This is a genomic window from Sphingomonas sp. PvP018 (assembly GCF_017876865.1).
Lineage (GTDB): Bacteria > Pseudomonadota > Alphaproteobacteria > Sphingomonadales > Sphingomonadaceae > Sphingomonas > Sphingomonas aerolata.
In genome coordinates this window covers 3,480,157-3,507,074 of record NZ_JAGIOU010000001.1, presented here as the reverse complement: position 1 = coordinate 3,507,074, position 26,918 = coordinate 3,480,157, and the positions used below count along the sequence as shown (strand labels likewise).

At 66.8% G+C, this 26,918-nt stretch carries 28 protein-coding genes; 13 read left to right on the top strand and 15 right to left on the bottom strand.

From position 1 onward, the window contains the following. The first annotated feature begins 1 nt into the window (after position 1). Together J3A66_RS15690 and J3A66_RS15685 are read left to right on the top strand one after the other, a co-directional pair. Positions 2-571, top strand: a complete 570-nt coding sequence (locus tag J3A66_RS15690) for a TspO/MBR family protein (RefSeq protein WP_209569900.1) — start codon at positions 2-4, stop codon at positions 569-571. Continuing rightward, entirely contained in the window at positions 568-939 is a 372-nt protein-coding gene (locus J3A66_RS15685; protein WP_209569898.1) for a DUF393 domain-containing protein, read from the top strand. Before J3A66_RS15690 ends, J3A66_RS15685 begins: the two co-directional genes overlap by 4 nt. Here J3A66_RS15685 and J3A66_RS15680 read toward each other — a convergent pair. Further along, a complete protein-coding gene (locus J3A66_RS15680; RefSeq protein WP_348634066.1) occupies positions 936-1,889 on the bottom strand; it encodes an NAD(P)-dependent oxidoreductase in 954 nt (317 codons plus the stop codon). The two genes, J3A66_RS15685 and J3A66_RS15680, sit on opposite strands and share 4 nt — an antisense overlap. Before the next feature lie 70 nt (positions 1,890-1,959). Here J3A66_RS15680 and J3A66_RS15675 point away from each other — a divergent pair, with 70 nt between their 5' ends. Beyond that, positions 1,960-2,574, top strand: a complete 615-nt coding sequence (locus J3A66_RS15675) for a TetR/AcrR family transcriptional regulator (protein ID WP_031441750.1) — start codon at positions 1,960-1,962, stop codon at positions 2,572-2,574. 69 nt (positions 2,575-2,643) lie between these two features. Here the strand turns inward: J3A66_RS15675 and J3A66_RS15670 are convergent, their stop codons facing one another. Next, the gene (locus J3A66_RS15670; protein WP_209569894.1) at positions 2,644-5,400 is read right to left on the bottom strand and encodes a response regulator; all 2,757 of its coding nucleotides are present in this window, start codon (positions 5,398-5,400) and stop codon (positions 2,644-2,646) included. Between the two features lie 325 nt (positions 5,401-5,725). Then, on the bottom strand, positions 5,726-6,484 hold the full coding sequence (locus tag J3A66_RS15665; RefSeq protein ID WP_209569892.1) for a molybdopterin-binding protein: 759 nt from the start codon (positions 6,482-6,484) through the stop codon (positions 5,726-5,728). 52 nt (positions 6,485-6,536) lie between these two features. On the opposite strand from J3A66_RS15665, the gene map reads away from it, so the two are divergent. Next, positions 6,537-7,364 (top strand): type I methionyl aminopeptidase, encoded by an 828-nt coding sequence (gene map, locus J3A66_RS15660; protein ID WP_031395631.1) that lies wholly within the window; start codon positions 6,537-6,539, stop codon positions 7,362-7,364. A gap of 134 nt (positions 7,365-7,498) precedes the next feature. Here the strand turns inward: map and J3A66_RS15655 are convergent, their stop codons facing one another. Further along, on the bottom strand, positions 7,499-7,921 hold the full coding sequence (locus J3A66_RS15655) for a hypothetical protein (RefSeq protein ID WP_209569891.1): 423 nt from the start codon (positions 7,919-7,921) through the stop codon (positions 7,499-7,501). A 161-nt stretch (positions 7,922-8,082) separates the two neighbouring features. Between J3A66_RS15655 and purL the strand changes: the two genes are divergently transcribed. From purL to bfr, 3 genes are all read left to right on the top strand, one after another. Beyond that, positions 8,083-10,302: a phosphoribosylformylglycinamidine synthase subunit PurL gene (gene purL, locus J3A66_RS15650; protein WP_209569889.1), complete on the top strand. Its 2,220-nt coding sequence runs from the start codon at positions 8,083-8,085 to the stop codon at positions 10,300-10,302. Positions 10,303-10,394: 92 nt separating this feature from the next. After that, on the top strand, positions 10,395-10,565 hold the full coding sequence (locus J3A66_RS19350; RefSeq protein WP_037527780.1) for a (2Fe-2S)-binding protein: 171 nt from the start codon (positions 10,395-10,397) through the stop codon (positions 10,563-10,565). Between the two features lie 93 nt (positions 10,566-10,658). Then, positions 10,659-11,174, top strand: a complete 516-nt coding sequence (bfr, locus tag J3A66_RS15645; protein ID WP_042467738.1) for a bacterioferritin — start codon at positions 10,659-10,661, stop codon at positions 11,172-11,174. A gap of 54 nt (positions 11,175-11,228) precedes the next feature. On the opposite strand, the gene J3A66_RS15640 is transcribed toward bfr, so the two are convergent. From J3A66_RS15640 to J3A66_RS15605, 8 genes are all read right to left on the bottom strand, one after another. Continuing rightward, entirely contained in the window at positions 11,229-11,666 is a 438-nt protein-coding gene (locus tag J3A66_RS15640; RefSeq protein WP_031395627.1) for an Hpt domain-containing protein, read from the bottom strand. Positions 11,667-11,721: 55 nt separating this feature from the next. Further along, a complete protein-coding gene (locus J3A66_RS15635; protein ID WP_348634089.1) occupies positions 11,722-11,991 on the bottom strand; it encodes a sulfurtransferase TusA family protein in 270 nt (89 codons plus the stop codon). 15 nt (positions 11,992-12,006) lie between these two features. After that, positions 12,007-13,395 carry a ribosome biogenesis GTPase Der gene (gene der, locus J3A66_RS15630; RefSeq protein ID WP_031395626.1) on the bottom strand — a complete coding sequence of 463 codons (1,389 nt, stop codon included), beginning with the start codon at positions 13,393-13,395 and terminating at the stop codon, positions 12,007-12,009. A gap of 71 nt (positions 13,396-13,466) precedes the next feature. After that, a complete protein-coding gene (locus J3A66_RS15625; protein WP_056406153.1) occupies positions 13,467-14,789 on the bottom strand; it encodes a PQQ-binding-like beta-propeller repeat protein in 1,323 nt (440 codons plus the stop codon). Further along, the gene (locus J3A66_RS15620; protein WP_031441741.1) at positions 14,786-15,523 is read right to left on the bottom strand and encodes a tetratricopeptide repeat protein; all 738 of its coding nucleotides are present in this window, start codon (positions 15,521-15,523) and stop codon (positions 14,786-14,788) included. Before J3A66_RS15620 ends, J3A66_RS15625 begins: the two co-directional genes overlap by 4 nt. Before the next feature lie 92 nt (positions 15,524-15,615). Then, on the bottom strand, positions 15,616-16,488 hold the full coding sequence (gene panB, locus J3A66_RS15615) for a 3-methyl-2-oxobutanoate hydroxymethyltransferase (RefSeq protein ID WP_192141694.1): 873 nt from the start codon (positions 16,486-16,488) through the stop codon (positions 15,616-15,618). Positions 16,489-16,573: 85 nt separating this feature from the next. Then, positions 16,574-16,855, bottom strand: coding sequence for a DUF427 domain-containing protein (locus J3A66_RS15610; RefSeq protein ID WP_209569885.1), 282 nt, complete (start codon positions 16,853-16,855; stop codon positions 16,574-16,576). An 11-nt stretch (positions 16,856-16,866) separates the two neighbouring features. Beyond that, positions 16,867-17,223, bottom strand: a complete 357-nt coding sequence (locus tag J3A66_RS15605) for an ArsC family reductase (RefSeq protein WP_209569883.1) — start codon at positions 17,221-17,223, stop codon at positions 16,867-16,869. A gap of 255 nt (positions 17,224-17,478) precedes the next feature. Between J3A66_RS15605 and J3A66_RS15600 the strand changes: the two genes are divergently transcribed. The 5 genes from J3A66_RS15600 (at position 17,479) to J3A66_RS15580 (ending at position 22,556) form a co-directional block, all read left to right on the top strand. Then, positions 17,479-17,709, top strand: a complete 231-nt coding sequence (locus tag J3A66_RS15600) for a hypothetical protein (protein WP_192141689.1) — start codon at positions 17,479-17,481, stop codon at positions 17,707-17,709. A gap of 70 nt (positions 17,710-17,779) precedes the next feature. Further along, positions 17,780-19,855: an NAD(+) synthase gene (locus tag J3A66_RS15595; protein WP_209569881.1), complete on the top strand. Its 2,076-nt coding sequence runs from the start codon at positions 17,780-17,782 to the stop codon at positions 19,853-19,855. A 120-nt stretch (positions 19,856-19,975) separates the two neighbouring features. After that, a complete protein-coding gene (locus J3A66_RS15590) occupies positions 19,976-20,746 on the top strand; it encodes a CDP-alcohol phosphatidyltransferase family protein (RefSeq protein WP_245336840.1) in 771 nt (256 codons plus the stop codon). A gap of 15 nt (positions 20,747-20,761) precedes the next feature. After that, entirely contained in the window at positions 20,762-21,853 is a 1,092-nt protein-coding gene (locus J3A66_RS15585; protein WP_031396675.1) for an inositol-3-phosphate synthase, read from the top strand. A 1-nt stretch (position 21,854) separates the two neighbouring features. Continuing rightward, on the top strand, positions 21,855-22,556 hold the full coding sequence (locus J3A66_RS15580; protein WP_209569875.1) for an NTP transferase domain-containing protein: 702 nt from the start codon (positions 21,855-21,857) through the stop codon (positions 22,554-22,556). Between the two features lie 16 nt (positions 22,557-22,572). Here the strand turns inward: J3A66_RS15580 and J3A66_RS15575 are convergent, their stop codons facing one another. Beyond that, the gene (locus tag J3A66_RS15575; RefSeq protein WP_245336839.1) at positions 22,573-23,808 is read right to left on the bottom strand and encodes a Xaa-Pro peptidase family protein; all 1,236 of its coding nucleotides are present in this window, start codon (positions 23,806-23,808) and stop codon (positions 22,573-22,575) included. A gap of 105 nt (positions 23,809-23,913) precedes the next feature. On the opposite strand from J3A66_RS15575, the gene J3A66_RS15570 reads away from it, so the two are divergent. Then, positions 23,914-25,251: a dicarboxylate/amino acid:cation symporter gene (locus tag J3A66_RS15570; RefSeq protein ID WP_209569870.1), complete on the top strand. Its 1,338-nt coding sequence runs from the start codon at positions 23,914-23,916 to the stop codon at positions 25,249-25,251. A gap of 56 nt (positions 25,252-25,307) precedes the next feature. Here J3A66_RS15570 and J3A66_RS15565 read toward each other — a convergent pair whose 3' ends face one another. Together J3A66_RS15565 and J3A66_RS15560 are read right to left on the bottom strand one after the other, a co-directional pair. After that, entirely contained in the window at positions 25,308-25,943 is a 636-nt protein-coding gene (locus J3A66_RS15565) for a glutathione S-transferase (RefSeq protein ID WP_209569869.1), read from the bottom strand. Continuing rightward, on the bottom strand, positions 25,940-26,797 hold the full coding sequence (locus J3A66_RS15560) for a class I SAM-dependent methyltransferase (protein WP_209569867.1): 858 nt from the start codon (positions 26,795-26,797) through the stop codon (positions 25,940-25,942). The genes J3A66_RS15565 and J3A66_RS15560 overlap by 4 nt, the downstream gene beginning before the upstream one ends. Positions 26,798-26,918 lie beyond the last annotated feature (121 nt).

Below are 26,918 nucleotides of genomic sequence, written 5' to 3'. Positions count from 1 at the left end.
GATGGCCCATCCTGATCACCATCCGGTCGCGTCGCCCGTTCCGGCGCATGCGCCACCGCCAGCACTGTCGCGGACCGCTGCCGCGCTGATCGTCGTGTCGGTCCTCGGCGTCAGCGCCGCAATCGGTCGCCGCAATGCGCCCGACCCCTCTCACCCGCGGACCCGCCGCTGGTACAAGCGGCTCGACAAGCCCAGCTATACGCCGCCCGATGCCGTGTTCGGCGCGGTGTGGCCGGTGCTCGAGACCGGGCTTGCCGTCGGTGGATATCGCCTGCTCCGCCAGCCCGCGGGGCCACGTCGCACGAGTGCGGTCGGGCTGTGGCTGCTCAATACCGCGATGGTCGGCGGCTGGACCGAGATCTTCTTCCGCAAGCGGGCGCTGCGATCCGGTGCAGTCGTCGCAGGCACGATGGTCGCAACCGGCGGCGCATATGTCGCAGCGGCGGCGAAGGTCGATCGTCCCGCGGCACTGCTGGGCGTGCCGTTCGTGGGCTGGCTCGGCTTTGCGACATTGCTCGCCACGCGCATCAGCGCGCGCAATCCCGACTCCGACGCGGCGGACGCCCGGTGACCGATCTGGTCGTCTGGCATGATGGCAACTGCCCGCTATGCCGGCGCGAGATCGCGCTCATGCGGCGGCTCGACCGGCGCGGCGCGATCACCTTCGTCGATGCCACGGATCCCGATGCGAGTTGCCCGATTGACCGGCGGGACCTGCTCGCGCGGTTTCACGCGCGCGAGGACGGAACGATGTTGTCGGGCGCGGCGGCGTTCGCCGCGATGTGGCGCGCGATCCCGATGCTGCGGCCACTCGGCCTGCTCGCGCGTAATGCCACCGCGCTCCGCCTGCTCGAGCGTGCCTATCTCGGCTTCCTCGTGGTCCGACCCCGCCTGCAGTCCGCACTGCGCGGCCGACAGGCGGGTGAGCGGCGGCGTTAAAGCCCGGCGTTGCGCCGGACGGCTGCGCCCACCGCCGACCAGTCGACATCCTCCCCCTCCTGCGCGATCGCGGCGCGCAGATGATCGCGCACCACGCCGAGCAGCGGCATCGGCGTACGCAGTCGTCCTGCTACGGTGTCGACGAGGTTCATGTCCTTCAGCCCCAGTGGCGCGGCAAAACCTGCGGGCGTGAACCGCTGTTCGACCAGCATCTCGCCGTACGTCTTGTAGACCGGCGCGTTGAACAGCGTACCCGTCAGCACCTCGAGCAGCAGCGCCGGTTCGACCCCGCCCTTTTCCGCCAGCGTCATCGCCTCCGCCATCGCCTCGACCGCCGCCATGATCATGAAATTGCCGCTGAGCTTCACCAGATTGGCGGCGGACGGCGTCTCGCCGACACGGAACACACGCTGGCTGATGGCATCCAGTGCGGGCCCGCACCGGGCGATCAGATCGTCGCGTCCCGCCGCAACGACGAACAGCATCGCCGCCGCCGCCGCGGGCGGACGACCGAAGACGGGGGCCGCGACATAGCCTCCGGCCCCGTCCTGATCCGCCGTCAGCCGCTCCGCCAGCGCGACGCTGATCGTGCTGTGCGATACATGGACCGCCGGCGCACCGAGGATCCCGTCATCGCCGTAGACCACCGCCTCCAGTGCGGCATCGTCCGCCAGCATCGTCATCACCACGTCGCCCTGCGCCGCTTCGGCGGGCGTCGCGGCCCGAGTCGCGCCGCGTTCGACCAGCGCATCGGCCTTGTCCGGCGAGCGGTTCCACACCGTCACCTCATGACCCGCCTCGACCAAATTGGCAGCCATCGCATGCCCCATCTGGCCCAGACCGATAAACCCGATTCTCATGATCATAATCCCTTGTCCGACCGCAGCAGGATCACCCGCCGGTCCTGCCCCGTCCAACGCGCGGGCGGCGCGGATGTTCGACGCGCGCATGCCGGTCGATCGGTCCCGGAACGTCCGGGATACTGGACGTTTTTCCACTTGTGCCTATATACCGACTGGTATGAATAGCTTGTGCACTCTCACCGCCCCCAAGGGCCGCCCCCGCGAGTTCGATCTCGAGGAAGCGCTCGCGGCCGCGCTGCGCGTTTTCTGGCGAAACGGGTATGAGGCGGCGTCGATGGCCGAGCTCACGGCCGAGATGAAGATCACCAAGCCGAGCCTCTATGCCGCGTTCGGCAACAAGGAAGCGTTGTTTCACAAGGCGCTCGACCTCTACGAACGCGAAAAGCTCGCCTATATGACCTCCGCGCTCGATGCGCCGACCGCCAAGGCCGTGGCCGAGCGGCTGCTGCGCGGGGCGCTTCAGATGCAGACGAGCACCTGCGATCCCAAGGGGTGCCTGAGCATCATCAGCAGCGTCGCTTGCGGCGTCGAGGCCGAACCGATCAAGGCCGAGGTCGCCAAACGCCGCGAGTCGTCACAGGCTGCGCTGATCCGCCGGTTCGACGAGGCCAAGGCTGCGGGCGAGTTCCCCGACGGTCTCGAGTCGCCCGCTCTTGCGCGCTATCTGTTCGCGGTCATGCAGGGGCTGGCGATCCAGGGCGGATCGGGCGCCACCTGTGGCGAGCTCAATCAGCTTGTCGACACCTGCATGATGGTCTGGCCGACGCGCTAGGCGCTGGGACACGCACGCCTCCGTCGCGCGCTCCCCCCCCCCCCCCGGCACGGTCGCTGCCGGTCAGGATTACCCTCTGGTCTGTCCGTCTGACGCGATCTGCATCAGCACAGGTCCTTCGGCCGCAGTCTCAGCCGGCGCTGGCCTGTCGATCGCCGCCTTGGACGCCGCCCTGACGACAGCCGAGCGAAGTGCCTCGACGCCATAGGGCTTCGGCAGCAGGATCGCCTGGGGATCCCACGGTACGAGCGCGACCTCGCTGTCGCCGGTTGCGAACACCACCCCGATGCCCGGCCGACGCATGCGGACCGCTTCGGCAAGCTCCGGGCCGGACAGCCCCGGCAGGTTGACGTCGCTGACCAGCACATCGACCGGGCGGGCCTGCAGCGTCGCGAGCGCCGCTTCGGCGCTGACCGCCTCGATCACCGCCATGCCCAGATCGCGCAGCATTTCGGCGGCGCCTGCACGTATCGCCGCGTCATCCTCGACAAGCAGGACGCGGATTGGGACGTCTCCATCCGACCGCGGCGCATCATCGTGACCCTCCGCCGCGCGCCGCCGCGCGCGCTGGCCGGCGAGAACCTGTTCGAACTTCCGGGCGAGCGCCTCGCGCGTATAGGGCTTGGACAACAGCTCGACACCGACGTCGAGCCGGCCGCCATGCACGATCGAATTCTCCGTATAGCCCGACGTGAACAGCACCGCGAGATCGGGGATCCGCTCGCGCGCACGACGGGCGAGTTCGGGGCTCTTCAGCGTCCCCGGCATCACCACGTCGGTGAACAGCATGTCGATCGGCACGCCGCTTTCGATGACGTTCAGCGCACTGCCCGCGTCGACCGCTTTCAGCACGCCATAGCCGAGGTCGCCGAGCATCTCGACGACGGTCGCACGAACCTCGTCATCATCCTCGACCACCAGCACGGTCTCGGTCCCGCCGATGATCGGCCCACCGCTGGTCGCGACCTCAACGTCTTCGGGGCCCATCGCGCGCGGCAGATAGAGCTTGATCGTCGTGCCTTCGCCGACCTCGCTGTAGATCTTCACATGGCCGCCCGATTGCTTGACGAAGCCATAGACCATCGACAGGCCGAGCCCGGATCCCTTGCCCTCGCTCTTGGTCGAGAAGAAGGGCTCGAACACCTTGTCGATGATGTCGGGCGCCATGCCGCTGCCCGTGTCGGTGACCGCCAGCATGACATATTGACCCGCCGCGACCTCCAGATGGCCGCGCGCATAGGCGTCGTCGAGGCTGGCATTGCCGAGCTCGATCGTGAGCTTGCCGCGCCCCTCCATCGCGTCGCGCGCATTGATCGCGAGGTTGAGCAACGCATTCTCGATCTGTGTCGGGTCGATGAACGTGTTCCACAGCCCGCCGCCGACGACCGTCTCCACCTCGATCGCCTCGCCGATCGCACGCCGCAGCATGTCGTCCATCCCGCGCACGAACCGCGTGACGTTGACGACCTTGGGTTCGAGCGCCTGGCGTCGGCCGAAGGCGAGCAGCTGCGCCGCGAGCTTGGCGCCGCGTTCGATCCCCGCCATCGCGTTGCTGACCCGCCGCTCGGCACGCGCATTCCCGGCAATGTCCTTGCCGAGCAACTGCAGATTGCCCGAGACGACCTGGAGCAAATTGTTGAAGTCGTGCGCGACACCGCCGGTCAGCTTGCCGATCGTCTCCATCTTCTGCGCCTGGGCGAGCCCCGCTTCGGCAAGCCGACGCTCCTCGATCTCGCGGATGACGCGCGCTTCGAGCGTCTCGTTGAGGACGCGCAGCTGACGCTCGGCGCGTTCACGGTGGCTGATCTGTCGTTCGAGCTGCAGCGTGCGATTGACGCGCTCCTCGACGTCGAAGACCAACACGTAGAAGCCGTTGATCGCCCCATCGGGTTCGATCCGCGGGATATAGCGCAGCTCGGACGCGCGGTCGCCGCCGTCGCGGTGCGGCAGCCGCGCATCGGCGGTTACCGTCTCGCCAGCCAGAGCCCGGTCCATCATCGGCTGGCGTACGGCAAAGGCGGGCTGACCGATGACGTCGCGGACATGCCGTCCGACGACCTGCGCGGGTGTCAGCCCGACCCAGTCCTCGTAAAAGCTGTTGGCGAACCGGTAGACATAGTCACGATCGATATAGGAAATCAGCACGGGCAGCGCGTCGGTGACGATCCGCAGCTCCGATTCGCTCCGCGCCAGCTGCCGTTCCGCCGCTACCCGCTCGCTATTGTCGATCACGGTACCCAGCACGCCGCCGACGCTGCCGTCGAAATCATGCACCGGGGTGTAGAAGAGGTCGAGCGCCACCGCGTGCGCCGCGCCGTCATGGTGGAGAGTCATCGGCTGGTCGCGAAACAGCATGACCTCGCCGCGCATTACCTCGCCCAGCACGTGGCGGTTGAAGTCCGCCTGCTCGGGCCAGACGTCGACGGCGCGCGCACCGATCGCGGCCGGGTGCTTGCCGCCCGCGATCCTGGCATAGCCGTCATTATACAGCATAAGGCCGTCGGCGCCCCACATCAGCACCTTGGCGACGGGCGAGTTGACCACCGTATTGACGGTCGAGCGAAGCTGCGGGGACCAGGTGTCGATCGCGCCGAGCGGCGTCGCGCTCCAGTCGTGCGCTCGTATCGCTGCGCCACACGCCCCGCCGGCGATCGGCCAGGCCACCGGGGTGGCGGCGCCGGATCGCCCCAGCCGGTCGCGCAGCAGCGTCAGGGTCTCAGCGGCAACCGCATCAGCGCTCACGCCGGTGCCGGCAATTACCTGGGCATCGATGAAGCGGTCGAGTTCGGACGCGAGCACCGGGTTGCGGGTCTGTCGGGTAACCATGCCACCGGGGTAGCTCTCCGACCGCGCCTGTCAATCACGCTTGGCATCGGCACCGGACTTGGCAGACGGAGCGAGCCGCGCGCACGACCGACGTGCACGCGGCGCAACGCCCCTCAGTCGAGGGGCTTGGTCACCGGCCGCCACATCACGAAGGCGAGCGCCACGAGTGGCAACACCGCCATACAGCCCACGATCATCAGCATCAGATTGCTTGCAGTCATCCAGCCTCTCCTTCGTATTTTTACGAAGGCTGACGGGTATTGCCGTGCTTTGCAAGCGGCTTGGCCCAATGGCCCGTCCACCAGCGTGGAGTACGCCCGCGGCGTCAGATGCCTTCGGGTGTCACCACGCGCCCGGTCGCCTCGAGCGCGCCGACCAGATCGGCGATGCAGCGATCGACCAGCGCGGCATCCGCACTGCGCACGACGAAATTCGCGCCCGTCCGGCCGTCGCGGAAAAACGGGTAGCTGCCGACCGCGACGCCGTCATGCGCCTTCTCGGCATCGCGCAGCAGGTCGGCGACTTCGCTCTCCGCCACCCAGCAGCCGATCGTCTTCGACACGACCGGGCGTCCGCCCTCGAGCGTGCCGGTGAGCGCGTCGAGCATGCCGGCGGTGATGTGCGGCACGCCCGCCATGATGAAGATGTTGCCGATCCTGATCCCCGGCGCGCCCGACACCTTGTTGTCGATCAGGTCGGCACCGACCGGCACGCGCGCCATCCGCGCACGCGCTTCGGTCAGCCCGCCGCGGGTCGCATAATAGGCCTCAAGCACCGCCATCGCGCGCGGATGATGCTCGACCGCGACACCCAGCGCCTCGGCGATCGAATCAACGGTGATGTCGTCATGCGTCGGGCCGATCCCGCCCGTGGTGAACAGATAGTCGTTGCGTGCGCGCAGGATGTTCACCGCCTCGACGATCGCCTCGGTCCGGTCGGCGACGACGCGCACTTCGGCCAGCCGGATGCCCTGCACATTGAGCCAGGCCGCGATCTGCGCGACGTTCTTGTCCTGCGTGCGGCCCGACAGGATCTCGTCGCCGATGATCGTCAGTGCGGCCGTCCAGATGCGTTCCTGTGTCATGGCCCTTCGCATAGCCTCGCAAAAGGTGCGCCGCCACGCTATATCGCTCGCCATGACCGAATATGTAACCGTCACGTCCGACGCGCCGGACGCGCGCACCGGCGCCATCAAGCTCCACGGCCCCGCCGCCTTTGAAGGCATGATGAAGGCCGGGCGGCTCGCCGCCGAAACGCTCGACATGATCGTGCCGCACATGGTGCCGGGCGTGACGACTGCCGAGATCGACCGGCTGATCTACGACTTCGTCACAGCCGCCGGCGCAGTGCCGGCGACGCTCGGCTATCGTGGCTATACGCACAGCGTCTGCATCTCGATCAACCATGTCGTCTGCCACGGCATCCCGAGCGAGAAGACGCTGAAGTCGGGCGATATTGTCAATGTCGACGTCACGCCGCTGCTCGACGGCTGGCACGGCGACACGAGCCGGATGTACCTGATCGGCGACGTGCCGATCAAGGCGCGGCGCCTCGTCGAGGTGACCTATGAATGCCTGATGCTCGGCATTGAACAGGCGAAGCCCGGCAACCGCATGGGCGACGTCGCCCACGCGATCCAGCGCCATGCGGAAAAGCACCGCTACGGCGTGGTCCGCGACTTCTGCGGCCACGGCGTCGGCCGCCTGTTCCATGATGCGCCCGAAGTCGTCCATGTCGGCAAGCCCGGCACCGGCCCCGAACTGCGTCCCGGCATGATCTTCACGATCGAACCGATGATCAACATCGGCCGCCCCGACGTGAAGCTGCTCGACGACGGCTGGACCGCGGTGACGCGCGACCGCTCACTGTCGGCGCAGTTCGAACATTCGATCGGCATCACCGAAACCGGCTGCGACATCTTCACGCTCAGCCCCAAGGGCTACACGCAGCCGCCGTACGGGTGATACGCACGGGAGGGGGGCGCAATCGCCCCCTCCCGTCATCCTGACGAAAGTCAGGATCCAGAGCCGCAAGGCGCGTACCTCGTTACCCTAGATCCTGACGTCCGTCAGGATGACGACGCAGAGTGGGATGACGACTACAGGTCGCGGCAGAGGATCGCAGCCTTCCGCAACTCCACCTCGGCGCTTTCACCGGCGGCCGCATCGCCCTTCGCTTCGCCACCCTTGGTCTGCACCGTCAGCTCGGCCGGCCCCTCGATCCGGCACACGATACCCTCGGGCGACTGGCTGCAGGCCTTCGTCGCCTTGTCATAGGCCGCCTGGGTCTGCTCGCCCGACGGCCGGACCATGAACGACACCATCGACGACCCGCCGAACAGATGCGATCCGAGACCCATCGTATTGACGCGCCATTCGGTGGCCCGCGCGGGCTTCGATCCGGCCTGTTTCATGTTGAGTTTGGGAGCAAGCCGCTCGCAGAAACTCGTCGGTGCCTGCGCGGGCAGTTGCATCGCCGTGCTCCCCAGCGCCGCAATCGCCAGTATGGACGCGATCTTCATTTACACCCCCCCGAATGACGACCGCCCTTCCATATACCGGGCGGTATCGACGGGAAGTCTGACGCCGTTTCATGACATGGCAATTGCACGTCGCCAGTCGCTCGCGCTTCGAGCAGGATCGACGCTGGCAAGTCGCCCCCCACCCCGCTAAAGCCCGCCCCATGACCGAGATCACACCGCAGATCGTCGCCGACCACGGCCTGTCCCCCGAAGAATATGAGCGCGTGCTCCACGCGATCGGCCGCGAGCCCAATCTCGTCGAGCTTGGCATCTTCTCGGTGATGTGGTCCGAGCATTGCAGCTACAAGTCGAGCAAGATCCACCTGATGAAGCTGCCCACCAAGGGCGAACGCGTCATCTGCGGTCCGGGCGAGAATGCCGGCGTCGTCGATATCGGCGACAACCAGGCGGCCATCTTCAAGATGGAGAGCCACAACCACCCGTCCTACATCGAGCCCTATCAGGGCGCGGCGACCGGCGTCGGCGGTATCCTGCGCGACGTCTTTACGATGGGCGCGCGGCCGATCGCCAACATGAACGCGCTGCGCTTCGGCCGGCCCGATCACCCCAAGATGCGCCACCTGATCTCGGGCGTTGTTCACGGCATCGGCGGCTATGGCAATTGCGTCGGCGTGCCGACGGTCGGCGGCGAGGTGAACTTCCACGCGGCGTATGACGGCAACATCCTGGTCAACGCGATGACCGTCGGGATCGCCGATCAGGACAAGATCTTCTATTCGGCCGCCAGCGGCATCGGCAATCCGATCGTCTATGTCGGCTCCAAGACCGGTCGCGACGGCATCCACGGCGCGACGATGGCGAGCGCGGACTTTGGCGAGGATTCGGATGCCAAGCGCCCGACCGTCCAGGTCGGCGATCCCTTTACCGAAAAGCTGCTGATCGAGGCCTGCCTCGAACTGATGGCGACCGACGTCATCGTCGCGATCCAGGACATGGGCGCCGCCGGCCTCACCTCCTCGTCGGTCGAGATGGCGTCGAAGGGCGGGGTCGGTATCGAACTCGTCATGGACGACGTGCCGCAGCGCGAAACGGGCATGACGCCGTACGAGATGATGCTGAGCGAAAGCCAGGAGCGGATGCTCATGGTGCTGAAGCCCGGCCGCGAGGCCGAGGCCGAGGCGATCTTCAAGAAGTGGGAGCTCGATTTCGCGGTGATCGGCCGCGTCACCGACACCGGCCGCATGGTGCTGACGTTCAAGGGCGAGACGGTCTGCGACATTCCGCTCGGACCACTCGCCGACGAGGCACCGCTCTACGATCGCCCGCACGTGGCGACGCCCAAGCCCGCGCCGCTCGAAAACGTGCCGCACAGCAACGACATTGCTGCCGATCTGGTGACGCTGATGGGCTCGCCCGACATCGCCTCGCGCCGCTGGATCTGGGAGCAGTATGACCACATGGTCGGCGCCGACACCGTCCAGCGCCCCGGTGGCGACGCCGCGGTCGTCCGCGTCCACGGCACGCAGAAGGCGCTGGCGATGACCACCGACTGCACGCCGCGCTATTGCTTCGCCGATCCTGTCGAGGGCGGCAAGCAGGCGGTCGCCGAGGCATGGCGCAACCTCACCGCGGTCGGCGCGCTGCCCCTCGCGGTGACGAACTGCCTCAACTTCGCCAACCCGCAGCGGCCCGAGATCATGGGCCAGATCGTCGGCTGCCTCGAGGGGATGAGCGACGCGTGCATCGTGCTCGACTTCCCGATCGTCTCGGGCAACGTCTCGCTCTACAATGAATCCAAGGCCACCGGCGGCGGCTCGGCGATCCTGCCGACGCCGGCGATCGGTGCGATCGGCCTGCTTGCCGACTGGCAGAAGAATGCGACGATCGCGTTCAAGGGGTCAGGCGACATCATCCTCGCGGTCGGCACGCGACACGGCCATCTCGGCCAGTCGCTGTGGCTGCGCGAATGCCATGGCCGCGAGGAAGGCCCCCCGCCCGCGGTCGATCTGGCGGCGGAGCGTCGCGTCGGCGACCTCATCCGCAACGCGATCGCCGAGGGCCAGCTGTCGGCGGTCCACGACGTCTCGGACGGCGGCATCGCCGTGACCCTGGCCGAAATGGCGCTCGCAGGCGGCATCGGCGCGATGATCGATCGCAAGCAGCCCTTCGACTGCGCCCGCGCGTTCTTCGCGGAGGACCAGGGCGTCTATATCGTCACCGTCGAGGACCACGCACTGCTCGACTTCCTCGGCGCTGCGCATGCCGCCGATGTCGAGGCCGAACCGCTCGGCCGTACCGGCGGCAAGCGCCTGATCTTCGAACGCCCCGATCGCGACGACGTGATCGCGCTCGACACGCTGCGCGCCGCGCATGAAGGTTTCTTCCCGACCTTGATGGGGGCCGACGCAGCGCTGGCCTAAGCCACGCACGACGTTAGTTGCGAATCAGACGCAAAAGCGCTTGCGACTGGTTCTCATTATCGCTAATTGGAAGCTCTCACGAGGGAGCTTCCATGGTCGTCTGCGTCTGCAATGCCATTCGAGAATCCGACGTTCGCAGCTGCGCGCGGGGCGGGTGCACGACGCCCTGTCAGGCGTTCCGTTCGCTGGGTCGCCAGCCGAAATGCGGTCAGTGCACGTCGGTCGCCCGGGCGATCATCAACGAGGAACGCGCCGCAGCCTGACCTGGCGCGGCTCCACATGGCGCGATCCCGTTGCCCTTGCCGCCACGAACGTAAAACCGCTACATGCCGCTCAGAGGTGACGGAGTTATGGCAATGCGCGGCGATCCCACGGTAATCGATTTCCTGAACGAGGCGCTCAAGAACGAGTTGACCGCGGTCAACCAATATTGGCTCCACTATCGGATGCTCGAGCATTGGGGCGTCTACAAGCTCGCCCAGTATGAGCGCATGGAGTCGATCGACGAGATGAAGCATGCCGACTGGTTGTCGGAGCGCATCCTGTTTCTCGACGGCCTGCCCAATTTCCAGCTGCTCGGCCGCCTGCGCATCGGCGAAACCGTCGAGGAGGTTCTGAAGTCGGACCTCGCGCTAGAAGTCGAGGCGACGATCCAGCTGAAGAGCGCGATCGCCTATTGCGAAGAAGTGAAGGACTATATCAGCCGCGACCTGTTCGCGCGTATCCTTGCCAGCGAGGAAGAGCATGTCGACACGATCGAACGCCAGTTCGAGATGATCGCGCGGATGGGCATCCACAACTACATCCAGCTCAACTCGATCTCCGAGCATGATTCGCCCAAGGCCGGCGCAGCACCCTATCTGAAGGGCTGAACCCGTCTGCCGGTCGTCGTCCACGGCGACCGGCAGCGCGCGCCGCCGGCGTGCTTATTCGGCGCCAAACCCCGATGGGACGGCACGCCGCCCGAACCCGCCCGCCGCGGGACGGCGAGGGACCAGCGGATTGGCCTCGCGCTCCAGAAGCGTCAGCGTCTCGCCGAACAGTGGCCGCAACCGCGCAACATGCTCGAGCGCGGCATCCGGGGTATCGTGAAGCTCAACACAGTCGCGTGCGATCGTCTCGATCGTTTCCGCGAGATCGGCCAGCGGCTCAGCGCCGAACTGGCGCGCCTCGCCCTTAAGGGTGTGGGCTGGAATGATCAGCGCCGCGGCGCTGCCGGCGCGCATCGCCGCTTCGATCGTGGCGACCGATTTCACGCCGTCTTCACGGAAATAGCCGAGGATGCGGATGAACCCGCCGCCGAGCTCGCTGCGGGCCTGTTGAAACGCCGGCCAGTCGACCAGGGTGTTTCCTTCGAATGACACTGACGCCTACTCCCGTTTGGCCGGCCCGCCATGAACGTCGACGGTCAGCCTATCGCTATTCCGTAAAGACATTGTTGCTGTCGGACCCGCGTGTCACGACAAATATTGGCGCGACTGGATCGGAAATGATCGCCATGTCCGCGCCCGCCGCCGCGGCGACCGCCGCCAGCTCGGCAGGCGCACGCGGATCATCGGCGCGGACCTCGATCCGAACACTGTCCGACATTCCGTCCGAGCCTGATCCCTCGCCCGCCTGACGCAGCGTTCTGGCCAGCCGCATCGCGGGCCAAGGGCACCGCATGCCTCGCGCGTCGATCCGGACCACCCCGGACGCCACCGTCTAGTAGCCGCCGCCGCCGCCGCGATTATCGTCGTACGGGTTCTTCGGTGCGCGGAACATCAGCCGGACCGGCACCGCGCCGAAGCCCAGATCCTTGCGCATCGAATTGACCAGATAGCGCTCGTAGCTCGCCGGCAGCTGATCGACGCGCGTGCCGAAGATCACGAAGCTCGGCGGACGCGTCTTGACCTGCGTGACATAGCGCATCTTGATCCGCTTGCCGCCCGGAGCCGGCGGCGGCGTCGCCTCGATCGCGCGTTCGAACCAGCGATTGAGCTCGCCGGTGCCGACGCGCTTCGACCAGGCGTCGCGCGTGTCGAAACACGCCTGGAGCAGCTGGTCGATACCCTTGCCGGTCGCGCCCGACACGGTCATCACGGTCACGCCCTTGACCTGGCTGAGGCCGTCCTCGAGCGCGCGCTTGACGCCGTTGAACAGCGACGACGCGCTTTCCGCGATATCCCATTTGTTCAACGCGATGACGAGCGCACGGCCCTCCTGCAACACCTTGTCGGCAATCCGCAGATCCTGCGCCTCGAGCCCCAATGTCGCGTCGAGCAGCAGCACGACGACCTCGGCGAAGTCGACCGCGTGGAGCGCGTCCTCGACCGACATCTTCTCGAGCTTGTCCTGGACCTTGGCACGCTTGCGCATGCCCGCCGTATCGATCAGCCGGACCTTGCGCGATTCGCCGCCGGTCGGATGCCAGTCGTAATCGACGCTGATCGAATCGCGCGTGATGCCAGCCTCGGGACCGGTGATCATCCGGTCCTCACCGAGGATGCGGTTGACCAGCGTCGACTTGCCCGCGTTCGGCCGTCCGACGATCGCGAGCTTCAGCGGCCCCTCATATTCATTGTCGGGCTGTTCCTCCGGAACCTCGTCCTTGCCTTCGAGCAGCGGGAGCAACGCCTCGAACAGGTCACCCATGCCCTCGCCATGCTCGGCGGACAGCTCGACCGGATCGCCGAAGCCGAGCGCCAGCGACTCGAGCACGCCGTCATTGCCCGCGCGGCCCTCGGCCTTGTTGGCGACGAGCACGACCGGCACGTCGGCGGTGCGCAGCCAGCGGGCGATCTCCTCGTCGAGCGGCACGATGCCGGCGCGCGCGTCGAACAGGAACAATGCGACATCGGCCTGGCCGACCGCAGCCTCGGTCTGCTGACGCATCCGCCCGGGCAGCGTCTGTGCGTCGTGATCCTCGTATCCGGCGGTATCGATGATGCGGAAATCGAGCCCGATCAGCGACGCATCGCCCTCGCGGCGATCGCGCGTGACGCCGGGCCGGTCGTCGACCAGCGCGAGCTTCTTGCCGACGAGGCGGTTGAACAGGGTCGACTTGCCGACATTGGGGCGGCCGACGATTGCGACCACAGGGAGTTTGGACATGCCGTGCCCTTAGCGCGGGAACGCTCCGTCGTCACCTGTTACCCCTCTCCCACCGGGAGAGGGGTGATGGCTTACCGATAGGCGGTGATCTTGCCCTTCTGGTCGAGCGTGTAGAGCGTCGAGTTCGCGACGATCGGCGGCAGCGTGAACGGCGTCTTGGTCTCGATCGTGCTGCCGACCGCGCCATCGCCCGGATTGACCGAGACGATCTCGCCGCGCGAATTGGTCAGGATCAGGCGTCCGCCCGCCAGGATCGGGCCATACCAGGTCACCGGCCCCTTCTTCTTCTTCTCATTGTCGAACCGCTGCAGCTGCGCGATCCAGCGCGCCTTGCCGTTCGACCGCGACAGGCAAACCAGCCGCGCATCGTCGGTGACCACGAACAGCCATTCGCCCGCGATCCAGGGGGTCGAGATGCCCGCGAAATTCTGTTCCCACAGACGCTGGCCGGTCGAGAGCTCGAGCGCGACCATGCGCCCGCCCTGCCCGACGGCGTAGACACGGCCGCCATCGATGACCGGGGCGGCGTCGATATCCGACAGGCTCGACACCGATGTGGTGATCGACGTGCGCGACAACGCGTCCTGCCACAGGATACGGCCATTCTCGTAGCGATAGGCGCTGAGCTCGCCGCTCGAGAAGCCCGACACGACGGTACCCTGGCTGACCGCGGGTGCCGCGACGCCGAACACGCCCTGCGTCTCGAGCGTGCCCGACTGCACCCACTGGACCTTGCCGTCACCCTGGTTGAGCGAGAAGATCTGGTTGTCCTGCGTCAGGACATAGACCGCACCGTTCGACACGGTCGGCGAGCCACGCAGCGGGCCGCCGGGCTTGGCCCGCCACAGGATCGCGCCATCCGACGCGTTCATCGCGACCACGTCGCCGACGCCGTCGGTCGCATAGACCTTGCCGTCGTCATAGCTCACGCCGCCGCCGAACCGCGCAGACTGGTTGATCTTGCCCTCGGTGATCGGCGTGGTCCACAACGCCCCGCCGGTGTCGGACTTGAACGCATGCGCGACGCCGTGGACGTCCATCACGAACAGCTTGTTCTCACCGACGACAGGCGGCGCGGCCATGCGTTCGCGGTTGGAGCCACCGTCGATCGAGGCCTGCCATGCCTTGGTGGGCTGCGCGGCGAGCGCAAGCTGGCCCATCGACTTGGCGGGATTGCCGCCCGGCTGTGCCCAGGCGTCGTTGACCGAGGGGGCCGGCAGGAGGACCTGGACATCGGCGATCGTCGCGTCGGTCTCGACCCCGTTTTCGGAGGTCAGGATCGATACCCGGTTCCCGACCGTCGGGGTCTTCTTGACGCCACCCTTGAAGATGCCGCAGCCGCTCAAGGCCATGAGCGCAGCCACCGCGACCGTCACCCGATAAGACTTCGTCATTGCGCGTTGGTATCCTCGTTTGATGCAGCAGCAGCGGCGGTCCCGGCCGTCCCGGTGCTGGCAACGGCGTCGACGCCCAGTACACCGGCCATCTGAACAGCGCGTTGACGAATCGTCTCGGGCACGCCGGGATCAGCCGCGATCTGGCCGAAAAGCGTCCCCGCCTGCTTGGTCTGGTTCATCCGGACATAGGCGACCGCGACCATCTCGCCCGCGCTGCCGAGCCAGGGATTGCCCGTGACCGCGAGCGGACGCAGCCGCTCAACCACGACCTGCGGCTTGAGCGTGTCATATTCCGCCGACGTCTGCCGGACCAGCGCCAGGTCGCGGAACGGCTTGGCGACCGACGTGTCAGCGGCGATCGCCGCCAGCTTGGCCGCAGCGCCCTTCATATCCTCTTTCTGGAGAAGGATATCCGCTTCCGTGAACCGCGCGAGCGCGCTGTACCCGGCGCGGTCGGACGCGGCGAGCTTGGTCAGCGTCGTGTTCGCCTCGGCGACCTTGTCCGCGGCGAGCGCGTCATAGGCGGCCTGGAGCTGCTCGCCCTCGACACCCGCCTGGGTTTCGGTGCGATGCTGATAATAGAGGAATCCGGCCAGCGCGACGAGTGCTGCGACCACCCCGAGCGCGACCCATTTGCCCCAGGTCGTCCAGAAACCCGCGAGCTGATCGCGGCGCAGTTCTTCGTCGACCTCGCGGAGGAACGCTTCATCGGTTTTCGGCGGCAGGGCCAAGGGTGACTCCGGAGACAAAGGGAGGAAAGGAAATCGGGGGATGGTGGAATGGCGCGGACCTTAGCCGCCACGCGTCCGAAACAAAAGCCGGATCAATCCACCGTGCCGGCGCGCGGCGCATAGCTCTGATCGGGTCCCGGAAAGGCACGACTGCGAACCTCGTCGGCATAGGTCTCCGCCGCGCCCGAGATCTTGGCGGCGAGATCCTCGAACCGCTTCACGAACTTGGCGGTACGGTCGAACAGGCCGAGCATGTCCTCGGCAACAAGCACTTGGCCGTCGCACTCGACCGATGCGCCGATGCCGATCGTCGGACAGGCGACCGCGCGCGTGATCTCGATCGCGATCGGCTCGACCACGCCCTCGATCACCAGCGCGAATGCGCCCGCCTCAGCGACCGCCTTGGCATCCGCGACGATCTTCGCCGCCTCCTCGGGCGTACGGCCGCGCGCGCCATAGCCGCCCAGGACGTTGACCGCCTGCGGGGTGAGGCCGACATGTCCCATCACCGGAATCCCGCGCTCGACCAGGAACCGTACGGTCGGCGCCATCGCGGTGCCGCCCTCGAGCTTCACCGCCGCCGCGCCGGTCTGCTTCAGCAGCCACGCGGCGCTTTCGAACGCCTTTTCGGGCGATGCCTCATAGCTGCCAAACGGCATGTCGATGACCACCACCGCATGATAGCTGCCGCGCACCACCGCCGCGCCGTGCGCCGCCATCATCTCGAGCGTGACCGGCACGGTCGAGGGCAGGCCGTAGATCACCTGCCCCAGGCTGTCGCCGACCAGCAGCATGTCGCAATGCGGATCGAGCAGCTGCGCGTTGCGCACCGTATAGGCGGTGAGCATGACGAGCGGCACCTGCCCCTTCTGCCGGCGGATCGCGGGGATCGTCAGCCGCTTGAGCGGGGCGGGCGTCGGGTTGGCGCGACTCGTCGCGGTGTCGAGCGTGTAGGTCGTGGACATGGGCGCGCGTTCTAGCGAAGCCGATGCCGCTCGCCCAGCCCGTCCCGTCGCGCCCGCCCGAGCCCGCCCTGGCCCCCCGCGAGGTTCAGCCGACCGTCACGCCCTTCCAGAATGCATAGCGGTCCTTGATCTCGGCCGCGGCGGATTTGGGATCGGGATAGTACCAGACCGCATCGACGTTGCGCTTGCCGTCGACGACCAGCGCCTTGTAGCGCGCCGTACCCTTCCACGGACAATTCGACTGCGTCGCGCTGTCTTCGAGCAGCGCCGGATCGACGCTGTCCGCGAGAAAATAGTGATTGCCCTCGACGACGACGGTATCGTCGGACCGGGCGATCTCTTGGCCGTTCCATGTAGCGACAGGCATGCTCGTCTCCTTCAGGCGTTCCCCAGCTCCGCCGCCTCATACCGCTCGGGCTTGAACCCGACCAGCAGCGTCTCGCGGGTATCGAGCACCGGGCGCTTGATCATCGATGGCTGCGCAAGCATCAGCGCGACCGCCTTGTCCGCGTCCAGATCGGCGCGGTCAGACTCGGGCAATTTCCGGAACGTAGTGCCGGCGCGGTTCAGCAACGCCTCCCACCCGACCCGGCCGATCCAGTCGCGCAGCCGTGCGTCATCGATCCCGGCAGTCTTGTAGTCATGAAACACATAGGCGACGTCGTGCGCGTCGAGCCACGCGCGTGCCTTCTTCATCGTGTCGCAGTTCCTGATCCCGAACAGCGTGATCGTCAAAATCGCTTCCCCATAAAACCACCCTGCCACGCATCCCGCGCGCGATCGCCTGTCAGTCCCGATAGCAGATCTGCCTGCCGATCGCGCAACAGCCGCAGTGCGGATTTTTGCCATGGACGGTGGAACCTCGGCGCCGCGAAATGGCTGTACGATGTACGGAATGACCAAGACAAGTTGCGGACATAGAAGGTTTTTCGGCGGGATGCCGTGAAAGACCTGTCGGGTCCGATGACGGCAGGCGATGGGAGCGGGATGATGACGGACAAGGCTGCAGAAGCGCGACAACTGAACCTCCTCACCCTCTTATTCGCGATCCTCGCATTTGGCGGCATTCTCGCGCTGGGCAGTGTCGACGCGAAGACGAAGCAGCAGCGGTACCGGATTGCGAAGACCTACCAGATCTCCGAACGGCAGAAGCTCGAACGCCGGCGCGCCCGTGCCGTGCAGGGGGTCATTGCCTCCACGTCTGCGCAGAGCGCCCCCTGACAGCAGCCTCCGCATATCCGGCCGGTGAAGCCGGTAGCATGAACCCGCCCGCGCGTTTAACGATGGAGCCATGACGCATTCATTCTACGCGATCCACACGCACGGCCTGATCCGGGTTGCCGCAGCGACCCCGCGGGCATCGGTCGGGGATACCGCCGCCAATGCCGCGGCGACGATCGCGCTGGCGACACAGGCGGATGCGCAGCATGTCGACCTCGTCGTCTTTCCCGAGCTCAACCTCACCTCCTATGCGCTCGACGACCTGCATCTGCAGACCGCGCAGCAGCGTGCGACGCTGGCGGCGATCGATAGCGTCGTCGCGGCGAGTGTGACGCTCCGGCCGGTGCTGCTGGTGGGCGCGGCGCTGGTGCGCGCGGGGCGGCTGTATAATTGCGCCGTTGTGATTGCGCGCGGTCGCGTGCTCGGGGTCGTGCCGAAGACCTTCCTGCCCAACTACCGCGAATTCTACGAAAAGCGCTGGTTCGCGAGCGGTGCGGGACTGACGGGGCTGTCGATCGATCTCGGCGGCGAGTCCGTGCCGTTCGGCACCGACCTGATCTTTGCGGCGCGCGACCTGCCGGGCTTCGTGGTCCATGCGGAGATCTGTGAGGATTACTGGGCCCCCACCCCGCCATCGACCGCGGGCGCGCTGGCCGGCGCGCTGATCTGCTGCAACCTGTCCGCATCGAACATCGTCATCGGCAAGGCGCGCGAGCGCGAGATGCTGGCGGCGGCGCAGTCGGCGCGCGCGGTCTGCGCCTATGTCTATTCCGCGGCGGGCCCGGGCGAGAGCACGACCGAGGTCGCATGGGACGGCCAGGGGCTGATCCACGAGCTCGGCGAACAGCTCGCGCAATCGCGCCGCTTCGCGACCGAGCCGGATCTGGTCGTCGCGGACGTCGATTGCGAGCGGATCGCGCAGGAGCGGCTGCGGACAGGCACGTTCAACGACGCGGCGGCGTTTGCGGGCCATCCCGAGACGCGGGTCCGGCGGATCGCATTCGATCACCTGGCCGATCCTGCCGTCGCGGACGTCGGGTTCGAACGCGTCGTGCCCCGCTTTCCGTTCGTCCCCAATGATCCCGCCCGCCGCGACGAGGATTGTTACGAAGCGTTCAATATCCAGGTGGAGGCGCTGGCGAAGCGACTCGAGGCGGCGCGGGCGCGAACGCTGGTGATCGGCGTGTCGGGCGGGCTCGACTCGACGCACGCGCTGATCGTCGCGGCCAAGGCGATGGACCGGCTCGGCCGCCCGCGTGCCGACATTCTCGGCTTCACCATGCCCGGCTTCGCGACGGGCGAGGGCACGAAGGCGAATGCCTGGGCGCTGATGCGCGCGCTGGGCATCACCGCGGAGGAAATCGACATCCGCCCCGCGGCGCGGCGGATGCTCGAGGATATGCGGCATCCCTTTGCCGATGGCGCCCCGGCCTATGACATTACCTTCGAGAACGTCCAGGCGGGGTTGCGGACCGATTATCTGTTCCGTCTCGCCAACCAGCGCGGCGGGATCGTGGTCGGCACGGGCGACCTGAGCGAGATGGCGCTGGGCTGGTGCACCTACGGGGTCGGCGACCAGATGAGCCATTATGCGGTCAACGCGGGCGTGCCCAAGACGCTGATACAGTTCCTGATCCGCTGGTGCATTCGGACCGGCCAATATGACGCGGCGACCGATGCGATCCTGTCGACGATCGTCGCGCAGGAAATCTCTCCCGAACTCGTCCCCGCGGGGGTGGACGGCGCGCTGCAAAGCACCGAATCGATGATCGGGCCCTATGCCCTGAACGATTTCTTCGCGCATTACGTGATCCGCTACGGCCTCGCGCCGTCGAAGATCGCGTTTCTCGCCTGGCATGCCTGGCGCGATGCGGAGAGCGGGGCATGGCCCGCGGACCTGCCGGCAACTGCGCGCGTCGCCTATGACCTGCCGACGATAACCGCATGGCTCGAAAGGTTTCTTCAGCGCTTTTTCGCGACGAGCCAGTTCAAGCGATCCGCATTGCCGAACGGACCGAAGGTCTCGGCGGGCGGCGCATTGTCGCCGCGCGGCGACTGGCGCGCACCGTCGGATGGAACCGCGCAGGTCTGGATCGACGAATTGCGCTCAGCCGTTCCGCAGGCCGAGCCGGGCGACCTTGCATAAATCGCGTGCCGCGCGCATTATGAAAATCCTATGACAGTGGCTCCACCGGATGGATCGCGCGATCGCCGGATCGAGATCCCATCTAACCTTTGGCTGATTCACCCGGCAGGCCGCGCGCTTTTGCCCCTCGCACTCGCGCGTCGCATCTCGGCGAACACGGTGTCGGTGGCGGGACTGGTCCTGGGGGGCGCTGCTGCGCTGGCCTATACGCATTGGGGCAATCCCGCTTTGGCACTGGTCGGCCTGGCCCTGTCGATCGGGTGGCTGATCGCCGATGGTCTGGACGGCATGGTCGCCCGCGCGACCAAGACCGCGAGCCCGCTCGGGCGGATGCTCGACGGTCTATGCGATCACGGCGTATTCGCGCTGATCTATATCTCGCTGGCCCTCACCATCGACACGCCCGAGGCCTGGATCCTCGCGGTTGCGGCCGGTGGCGCGCACGCGGTGCAGTCGAACATGTACGAGGGTGAGCGCTCGCGCTTCCATCGCCGGATCCGCGGTGTCGCACTCGACGCGCCGCCCGTGCCGACCGGCAACGCGCTCGTCCGCTTCTATGACGGGGTGGCCGGCAGCATCGACCGGATCGCGATGCCGTTCGAACGCACGCTCGGTCAGGCCAGCGATCCTGTGGTGCTTGGCCAGAGCTATGCCGCGCGCGCCGTCGCGCCATTGCGCTTCATGGCCTTGCTAACCGCGAATGTCAGAGTATGGGCGATCTTCGTCGCCTGCTTTGCGGGCAACCCGCGCATCTTCTGGTGGTTCGAGATCGTCCCTCTGACGCTCGTCGCCATCGTCGGGCTCGTCTGGCACCGTCGTGTCGAACGGGCTTTCGTCCGTAATACCACACCGCCGCGATCGAAGACCGCGTCGCGCATGCATCTTTCGTAAGGAACAGGGTCAGTAATGAATAGCATTCGGATCGCCGTGGTCGGCATCGGCAACTGCGCGAGCTCGCTCGTCCAGGGTCTCGAGCATTATCGCGAGGGGGCAAACGACCAGGTCGGCCTGATGCATTTCGATATGGGTGGCTACAAGCCAAGCGACATCAAGGTCGTCGCGGCGTGGGACGTCGATCGTCGCAAGGTCGGCAAGGACGTCGCCGAGGCGATCTTCGCCAAGCCCAACTGCACCGCGGTGTTCGCCCCCAATGTCGGCAACACCGGCACCATCGTGAAGATGGGCAAGACGCTCGACGGCGTCGCCGATCACATGTCCGACTTCAAGGACGACCGCACCTTCCTCCTCGCTGACGCCGCAGAGCCGACGCGCGAGCAGGTCATCGCGGATCTGAAGGCGTCGGGCGCCGACGTGCTGATGAACTACCTGCCCGTCGGTTCGCAGGAAGCGACCGAATTTTATGCCGATTGCGCGATCGAAGCTGGCGTGGCGTTCGTCAACAACATCCCCGTCTTCATCGCATCGAACCCCGTCTGGGCGAAGAAGTTCGAAGACGCCGGCGTCGCGATCATCGGTGACGACATCAAGGCGCAGCTCGGCGCGACGATCGTCCACCGCGTGCTGACCGACCTGTTCGCCAAGCGCGGCGTGAAGCTGGATCGCACCTACCAGCTCAACACCGGCGGCAACACCGACTTCCTCAACATGTCGAACCATCGCCGTCTCGAATCGAAGAAGATCTCGAAGACCGAAGCCGTCCAGTCGGTCGCGGCCGAGCGCATGGATGACGACAATGTCCATATCGGCCCGTCGGACTATGTTCCCTGGCAGAACGACAACAAGGTCTGCTTCCTGCGCATGGAAGGCCAGCTGTTCGGCGGCGTGCCGATGAATCTGGAGCTGCGTCTGTCGGTCGAGGATTCGCCCAACTCGGCGGGTGTCGCGATCGACATGATCCGCTGCGCCAAGATCGCCAAGGATCGCGGCATCGCCGGCGTGATCGACCCTGCATCGGCCTATTTCTGCAAGCATCCCCGCACGCAGATGACCGACGATCTCGCGCAGATCGAGGTCGAGCGGTTCATCAAGGCCGCCTGACATGATCGAGACGGCTGTCATCCTCGCCGCCGGGGAGGGCAGCCGTCTTCGCGCCTCGGCGCCTTATAAACCCCTCTGCCCGGTCGCTGGCCGCCCGCTCATCGCGCATGCGCTTGAGGGCCTTGCGGAAGCAGGGCTCAAGCGTGCGATCGTCACGCTGAGCTATGGCCGCGATGCGATCGAGGCCTATCTCGCCAGCCGCAGCTGGCCGCTCCATGTCGAAACCGTCCTTGCGGATCACCGCGAGCCCAATGGCGTATCGGTGCTTGCCGCGACCGAGGCGCTGGCCGGTGAGGACGCGGTTCTTGCGATGTGCGACCACCTCGTTCTCCCCGCGCTCTATCGCCGCATGGCCACCGCCGGATCGGGTAACGGGCTTCGGCTCGGCATCGACCGCCGGCTCGGCCATCCCTGGGTCGACCCCGAAGACGTCACGTGTGTCGCGACCGACGGGTCGGCGATCGTGGCGATCGGCAAGGGCCTCGAACCGCATGACGCCTATGATACGGGCGTTTTCGCGATCTCGCCGCGCCTCGGCGCCGCGCTCGCCACGCTGGCGAGTCCCTCGCTGACCGAAGGCGTCCGCATGCTCGCCGCGGAGAACCGTGCCGACGTGGTCGACTGCAGCGACATCGACTGGATCGACGTCGACGACGCAGCTGCCCTCGCGCATGCCGAGCGCTGGATGAGCCGGGCCGCCTGAGCAGGCCCCGGGCTCGTCAGCCCAGCGGTCGGTCGAGCGACGTGGGGGGCACGCTGAACCAGCTCGGCCCCGCTTCGGTCATGTGGAAGCAATCCTCGATCCGGATGCCATAGCGCCCGGGGATGTAGATGCCGGGCTCGTCGCTGAAACACATGCCCGCCGCGAGTTTCGTCGTCTCGCCCCGCACCAGATTGACCGGCTCGTGCCCGTCCATGCCGATCCCGTGCCCCGTCCGGTGCGACAGCCCGGGCAGCTTATAGCCCGGACCATAGCCCAGCGCCTGGTAATGCTCCCGCACCGCATCGTCGACGCTGCCCGCGGTCGCGCCGATCCGCGCGGCGGCAAACGCGATCTGCTGGCCGCGTATCGCCTGGTCCCAGGTCTTGCGCTGGTCGGCGGTGGCGGATCCGTGAACCCAGGTGCGCGAGACGTCGGACTGATAGCCCTGCACGGTGCACCCGCAATCCATCAGCACGACCTGCCCGTTCGCAACGCGGTGGATCTCTCGGCTGCCATGCGGATAGGCCGAGGCTTCGCCAACCAGCGCCATCGAGAATTCGGGCGCCCCGCCGAGCTTGCGGGTCGCGGCCGTCATCAGCGCGCCGATCTCGGGACCGGTCATCCCCGTCTCGACCCGCGCATGTGTCCATCGATAGGCAGCGAGCGTGACGTCCGTCGCCGTCAGCATCAGCGCGATCTCGGCAGGCGTCTTGATCATCCGACAGCCGCGTACGACCGGGTTGGCGGATACGATCCGCGCCTCCGGCACCAGCCGGCGCAGCGCGTCGATGGCGAAGAAGCGCATCGTCTCCTCGATCGCGATCGGCCGCGCGATCAACCGGCGATCGCGCAGGAAGCCCGCCACCACCGCGAGCGGGTTCTGATCCTCCTGCCAGACGCGGACCTCCGCCGGCACCGCGAGCGTCTCGCGCACCGACGGCTCCTCGAAAAACGGCGTGACGATACAGGGCTGCCCCTCGACCGGCAGAATTGCGGCGGTCAGCCGCTCGCTCCGGCTCCAGCGGACACCGGTGAAGTAGAGCATCGACGATCCCGGCTCGATCAGGACCGCGCCGATCCCCGCCGCCTTCATCAGCGTCTGGGCGCGCACCAGTCGGGCGGCGCGCTCGTCCGCATCGATCGGCTTGGCACTCCCCGTGAGATCGGACAGCGCCGACAGGTCGGGCTCGGCCGCGCGCAGGACCGCGCCGATCGACAGCAGCGGGAGCGCGGCGGCGGCACCGAGGAGCATGCGCCTGGTGGGTAATTCGGGAGAGATTGCCATGCCGGGACGATAGGGTCCTTGACCCGGGCGCCGCAATCCCCTTCCCTCCTGCGCGAGTTTCGGGAGCGTTTAATGGCCAAGCGGCTAACCTATTATATCCTGTTCGGGCTGGTCGCCGGCATGGCCGTCGGCTGGATCCTCAACGCGTCGATCGACGACGGCAGCGCGCAATCCGCCGCGCAGCTGAAGGACATTGCCGGCTATTTCTCGATCGTCACGTCGCTGTTCCTGCGGCTGATCAAGATGATCATCGCGCCCTTGGTCTTCTCGACGCTGGTCGTCGGCATCGCGCATATGGGCGATACCGGGGCGCTCGGCCGCGTCGGCCTGCGCAGTCTTGGCTGGTTCATCTGTGCAAGCCTGTTGTCGCTGACGCTCGGCATGATCCTGGTGAACGTCCTGCACCCCGGCGTCGGCCTCGAGCTTGCCATCCCGCCGGCGACCGCGTCGAGCGGCGTCGACCGAGCCGCCTTCGATCTCGCCAAGTTCATCACCCATATCGTTCCCGACTCGATGATCTCGGCCATGGCGAGCAACGAGATCCTTCAGATCGTCGTCTTCTCGGTGTTCGTCGGCGTCGCGATCACCGCGGTCGGCGAAAAGGCCGCCCCGCTCGTCAAGGCGATCGAGGCGCTCGTCGCGGTGATGCTGCAGATCACGCATTACGTCATGCGGTTCGCGCCGTTCGCGGTGTTCGCCGCGGTGACCGCGACGCTCGCGGAACGGGGCCCCAGCATCCTCGGCGATCTCGGCTATTTCATGCTGACCTTCTATCTCGGGCTGGCGCTGCTCTGGCTGATGCTGATCGGCATCGCCTTCCTGCTCATCGGCCCGCGGACGCGGCTGCTGGTGCGCTATATCCGCGACCCGCTGATCCTCGCCTTCTCGGCCGCGTCGTCGGAGGCGGCCTATCCGCGTACGCTCGAGGCGCTCGACCGGTTCGGCGTGCCGCCGCGGATCGCCAGCTTCGTATTGCCGCTCGGCTATTCGTTCAACCTCGACGGGTCGATGATGTACATGACGTTCGCGTCGCTGTTCATCGCGCAGGCCTACGGCATCGACATGCCGATCGGGCAGCAGATCGCCATGCTACTGGTGCTGATGGTCACGTCGAAGGGCATTGCCGGCGTGCCGCGTGCTTCGCTCGTCGTGATCGCCGGGACGCTGTCGATGTTCAAGATCCCGGAAGCCGGCATCCTGCTGATCCTCGCCGTCGATCACTTCCTCGACATGGGTCGGTCGGCCACCAACGTCATCGGCAATGCGGTCGCCGCGACCGTGGTCGCGAAATGGGAAGGCGGGCTCGACGAGCGTGAACCCGCCGACCGCGACCCGCCGCACGCACCGACCGGGCATGGCCCGAAGGTGAATGTCGACAGCTATGAGAAGATCAAGCCCGGCCAGGCCTGAACGGCACGGGACGTCAGGAGACGATCGGCCCGCCCGCCTGTTGGCGTGCGCCCGGATCAGGCATAGGCATAGGGGCCGCCCTTCTCGAGCCCCGCCTGATAGGCCGGGCGGGCGTGAACCTTGCCGAGCCAGGCGATCGTCGCGGGGCGCGATTCGTCGAGCCCCGCACGGCTGCGCGCCGCCTCGAGCGGAAAGCTCATCATGATGTCCGCCGCGGTCATCTGGTCGCCCGCAAACCAGGGGCGCTTGGACAGTTCGGCCTCAACATAATCGAGATGGACATCGATCATCGGCTGAATGCGCTTCAGCGCGATCTTCCCCATCACCGGGATCCTCGCGAGCACCAGCTTGAGCAACAGCGGCGGCATCATCGAGCCTTCGGCATAATGCAGCCAGAAGCGATAGCGCAACGCATCCGCGCGCTTGGCGGGGGCCCCGAGCCGACCGTCCGCCTTGTCGACGAGATACTCGACGATCGCGCCGGTCTCTGCCACGACCCGGCCACCTTCGACGTCGCGGTCCTCGATCACCGGCGACTTGCCAAGCGGATGAACCGCCTTCAGTTCCGGGGGTGCGAGCATCGTCTTCGGATCGCGCGCATAGCGCTTGATCTCATAGGGCAGCCCGAGTTCCTCGAGCATCCACAGGATCCGCTGCGACCGCGAGTTTTCGAGATGGTGGACCGTGATCATGGCAGGCTCCCTTGGCTGTCGCGCGCCGCGTGCGCCGTCCATATCCAGGCGGCGGCCGGATATTGGACCGCTTCCCCGGCCAGACGATCGACACAGGCGCTGGTCAGACGCGCCAGCGCCTGTTCGCGTTCCGCGCCGTGCGTGTCGCGGATCCGCGACGCCGCGGGGCCGATCCGGCTGAGATAGTCGACCGCGTCCGCCACCGGATCCGAGCCGCCTCCCGCGCGATAGCCGAATTCGACACGCTGTGGTGTCGTCGCGCGCCACCCGGCCTGCTTCAGCATCTCCGCGACATAGGCCGGATCGGCAAAGGCAAAGGGCCCCGGCGCGATCGTCGCGGCCGTCGGCGCGGATGCATCATCCGAACCCGCGACAGTTTCCACCGCCCAGCAATTGGCGGCACGCTCGGCAAAGCACGAGAAGACGAGCGCGGCGCCGGGCGCGGCGGCCTCAGCGAGCTGGGCAAAGACGGCCACCGGATCGGCGAAAAACATGACCCCGTGCCGCGAGACGTAGAGGTCGATCGGCGCATGCGTCTCGACGCCCGCCGCGACGTCGGCGCAGTGGAACGCGACATTCGTCAGGTGCCCCGCGCGGTGCTTCGCCACTGCGATCAGGTTCGGGGATAGGTCGATGCCGATTACCTGCCCGTCCGGCAGAGCCTGCGCACTCGCTAACGACGTGGCGCCGGCGCCGCAACCGATATCGACGATAGTGCGAGTCTGCGGTCCTGCCGCCGCAAGGATCGCGGCGTTCAGTACGGGCGCGAGCCCCTCAAAGCTGCGGTCGGTACGGCGCCATTCCGCGGCCCAGATGTCGCCAACGCGTCCGGTCCAGTCTCGATCACTGGTCATGATTGGCCATATTGCATGGTTGAACTTCCGTCTGTGCGCACAAAATCAGCTCTTGTGGCGCGTTTGACGCAAGACGTGAAGCATATGCCCGCTAGGGCTCACTGGATTTCCGGACGATCGC

Bases quoted from the DNA above. Each gene is read 5' to 3' on its own strand.
- J3A66_RS15565 (WP_209569869.1), bottom strand. From the start codon at position 25,943: ATGATCACGGTCCACCATCTCGAAAACTCGCGGTCGCAGCGGATCCTG.
- J3A66_RS15600 (WP_192141689.1), top strand. From the start codon at position 17,479: ATGACGGACAAGGCTGCAGAAGCGCGACAACTGAACCTCCTCACCCTC.
- J3A66_RS15580 (WP_209569875.1), top strand. From the start codon at position 21,855: ATGATCGAGACGGCTGTCATCCTCGCCGCCGGGGAGGGCAGCCGTCTT.
- panB (WP_192141694.1), bottom strand. From the start codon at position 16,488: ATGTCCACGACCTACACGCTCGACACCGCGACGAGTCGCGCCAACCCG.
- J3A66_RS15675 (WP_031441750.1), top strand. From the start codon at position 1,960: ATGAATAGCTTGTGCACTCTCACCGCCCCCAAGGGCCGCCCCCGCGAG.
- J3A66_RS15665 (WP_209569892.1), bottom strand. From the start codon at position 6,484: ATGACACAGGAACGCATCTGGACGGCCGCACTGACGATCATCGGCGAC.
- bfr (WP_042467738.1), top strand. From the start codon at position 10,659: ATGCGCGGCGATCCCACGGTAATCGATTTCCTGAACGAGGCGCTCAAG.
- J3A66_RS15560 (WP_209569867.1), bottom strand. From the start codon at position 26,797: ATGACCAGTGATCGAGACTGGACCGGACGCGTTGGCGACATCTGGGCC.
- purL (WP_209569889.1), top strand. From the start codon at position 8,083: ATGACCGAGATCACACCGCAGATCGTCGCCGACCACGGCCTGTCCCCC.
- J3A66_RS15655 (WP_209569891.1), bottom strand. From the start codon at position 7,921: ATGAAGATCGCGTCCATACTGGCGATTGCGGCGCTGGGGAGCACGGCG.
- J3A66_RS15625 (WP_056406153.1), bottom strand. From the start codon at position 14,789: ATGACGAAGTCTTATCGGGTGACGGTCGCGGTGGCTGCGCTCATGGCC.
- J3A66_RS15670 (WP_209569894.1), bottom strand. From the start codon at position 5,400: ATGGTTACCCGACAGACCCGCAACCCGGTGCTCGCGTCCGAACTCGAC.
- J3A66_RS15575 (WP_245336839.1), bottom strand. From the start codon at position 23,808: ATGCTCCTCGGTGCCGCCGCCGCGCTCCCGCTGCTGTCGATCGGCGCG.
- der (WP_031395626.1), bottom strand. From the start codon at position 13,395: ATGTCCAAACTCCCTGTGGTCGCAATCGTCGGCCGCCCCAATGTCGGC.
- J3A66_RS15680 (WP_348634066.1), bottom strand. From the start codon at position 1,889: ATGCGCGCGTCGAACATCCGCGCCGCCCGCGCGTTGGACGGGGCAGGA.
- map (WP_031395631.1), top strand. From the start codon at position 6,537: ATGACCGAATATGTAACCGTCACGTCCGACGCGCCGGACGCGCGCACC.
- J3A66_RS15690 (WP_209569900.1), top strand. From the start codon at position 2: ATGGCCCATCCTGATCACCATCCGGTCGCGTCGCCCGTTCCGGCGCAT.
- J3A66_RS15595 (WP_209569881.1), top strand. From the start codon at position 17,780: ATGACGCATTCATTCTACGCGATCCACACGCACGGCCTGATCCGGGTT.
- J3A66_RS15610 (WP_209569885.1), bottom strand. From the start codon at position 16,855: ATGCCTGTCGCTACATGGAACGGCCAAGAGATCGCCCGGTCCGACGAT.
- J3A66_RS15585 (WP_031396675.1), top strand. From the start codon at position 20,762: ATGAATAGCATTCGGATCGCCGTGGTCGGCATCGGCAACTGCGCGAGC.
- J3A66_RS19350 (WP_037527780.1), top strand. From the start codon at position 10,395: ATGGTCGTCTGCGTCTGCAATGCCATTCGAGAATCCGACGTTCGCAGC.
- J3A66_RS15570 (WP_209569870.1), top strand. From the start codon at position 23,914: ATGGCCAAGCGGCTAACCTATTATATCCTGTTCGGGCTGGTCGCCGGC.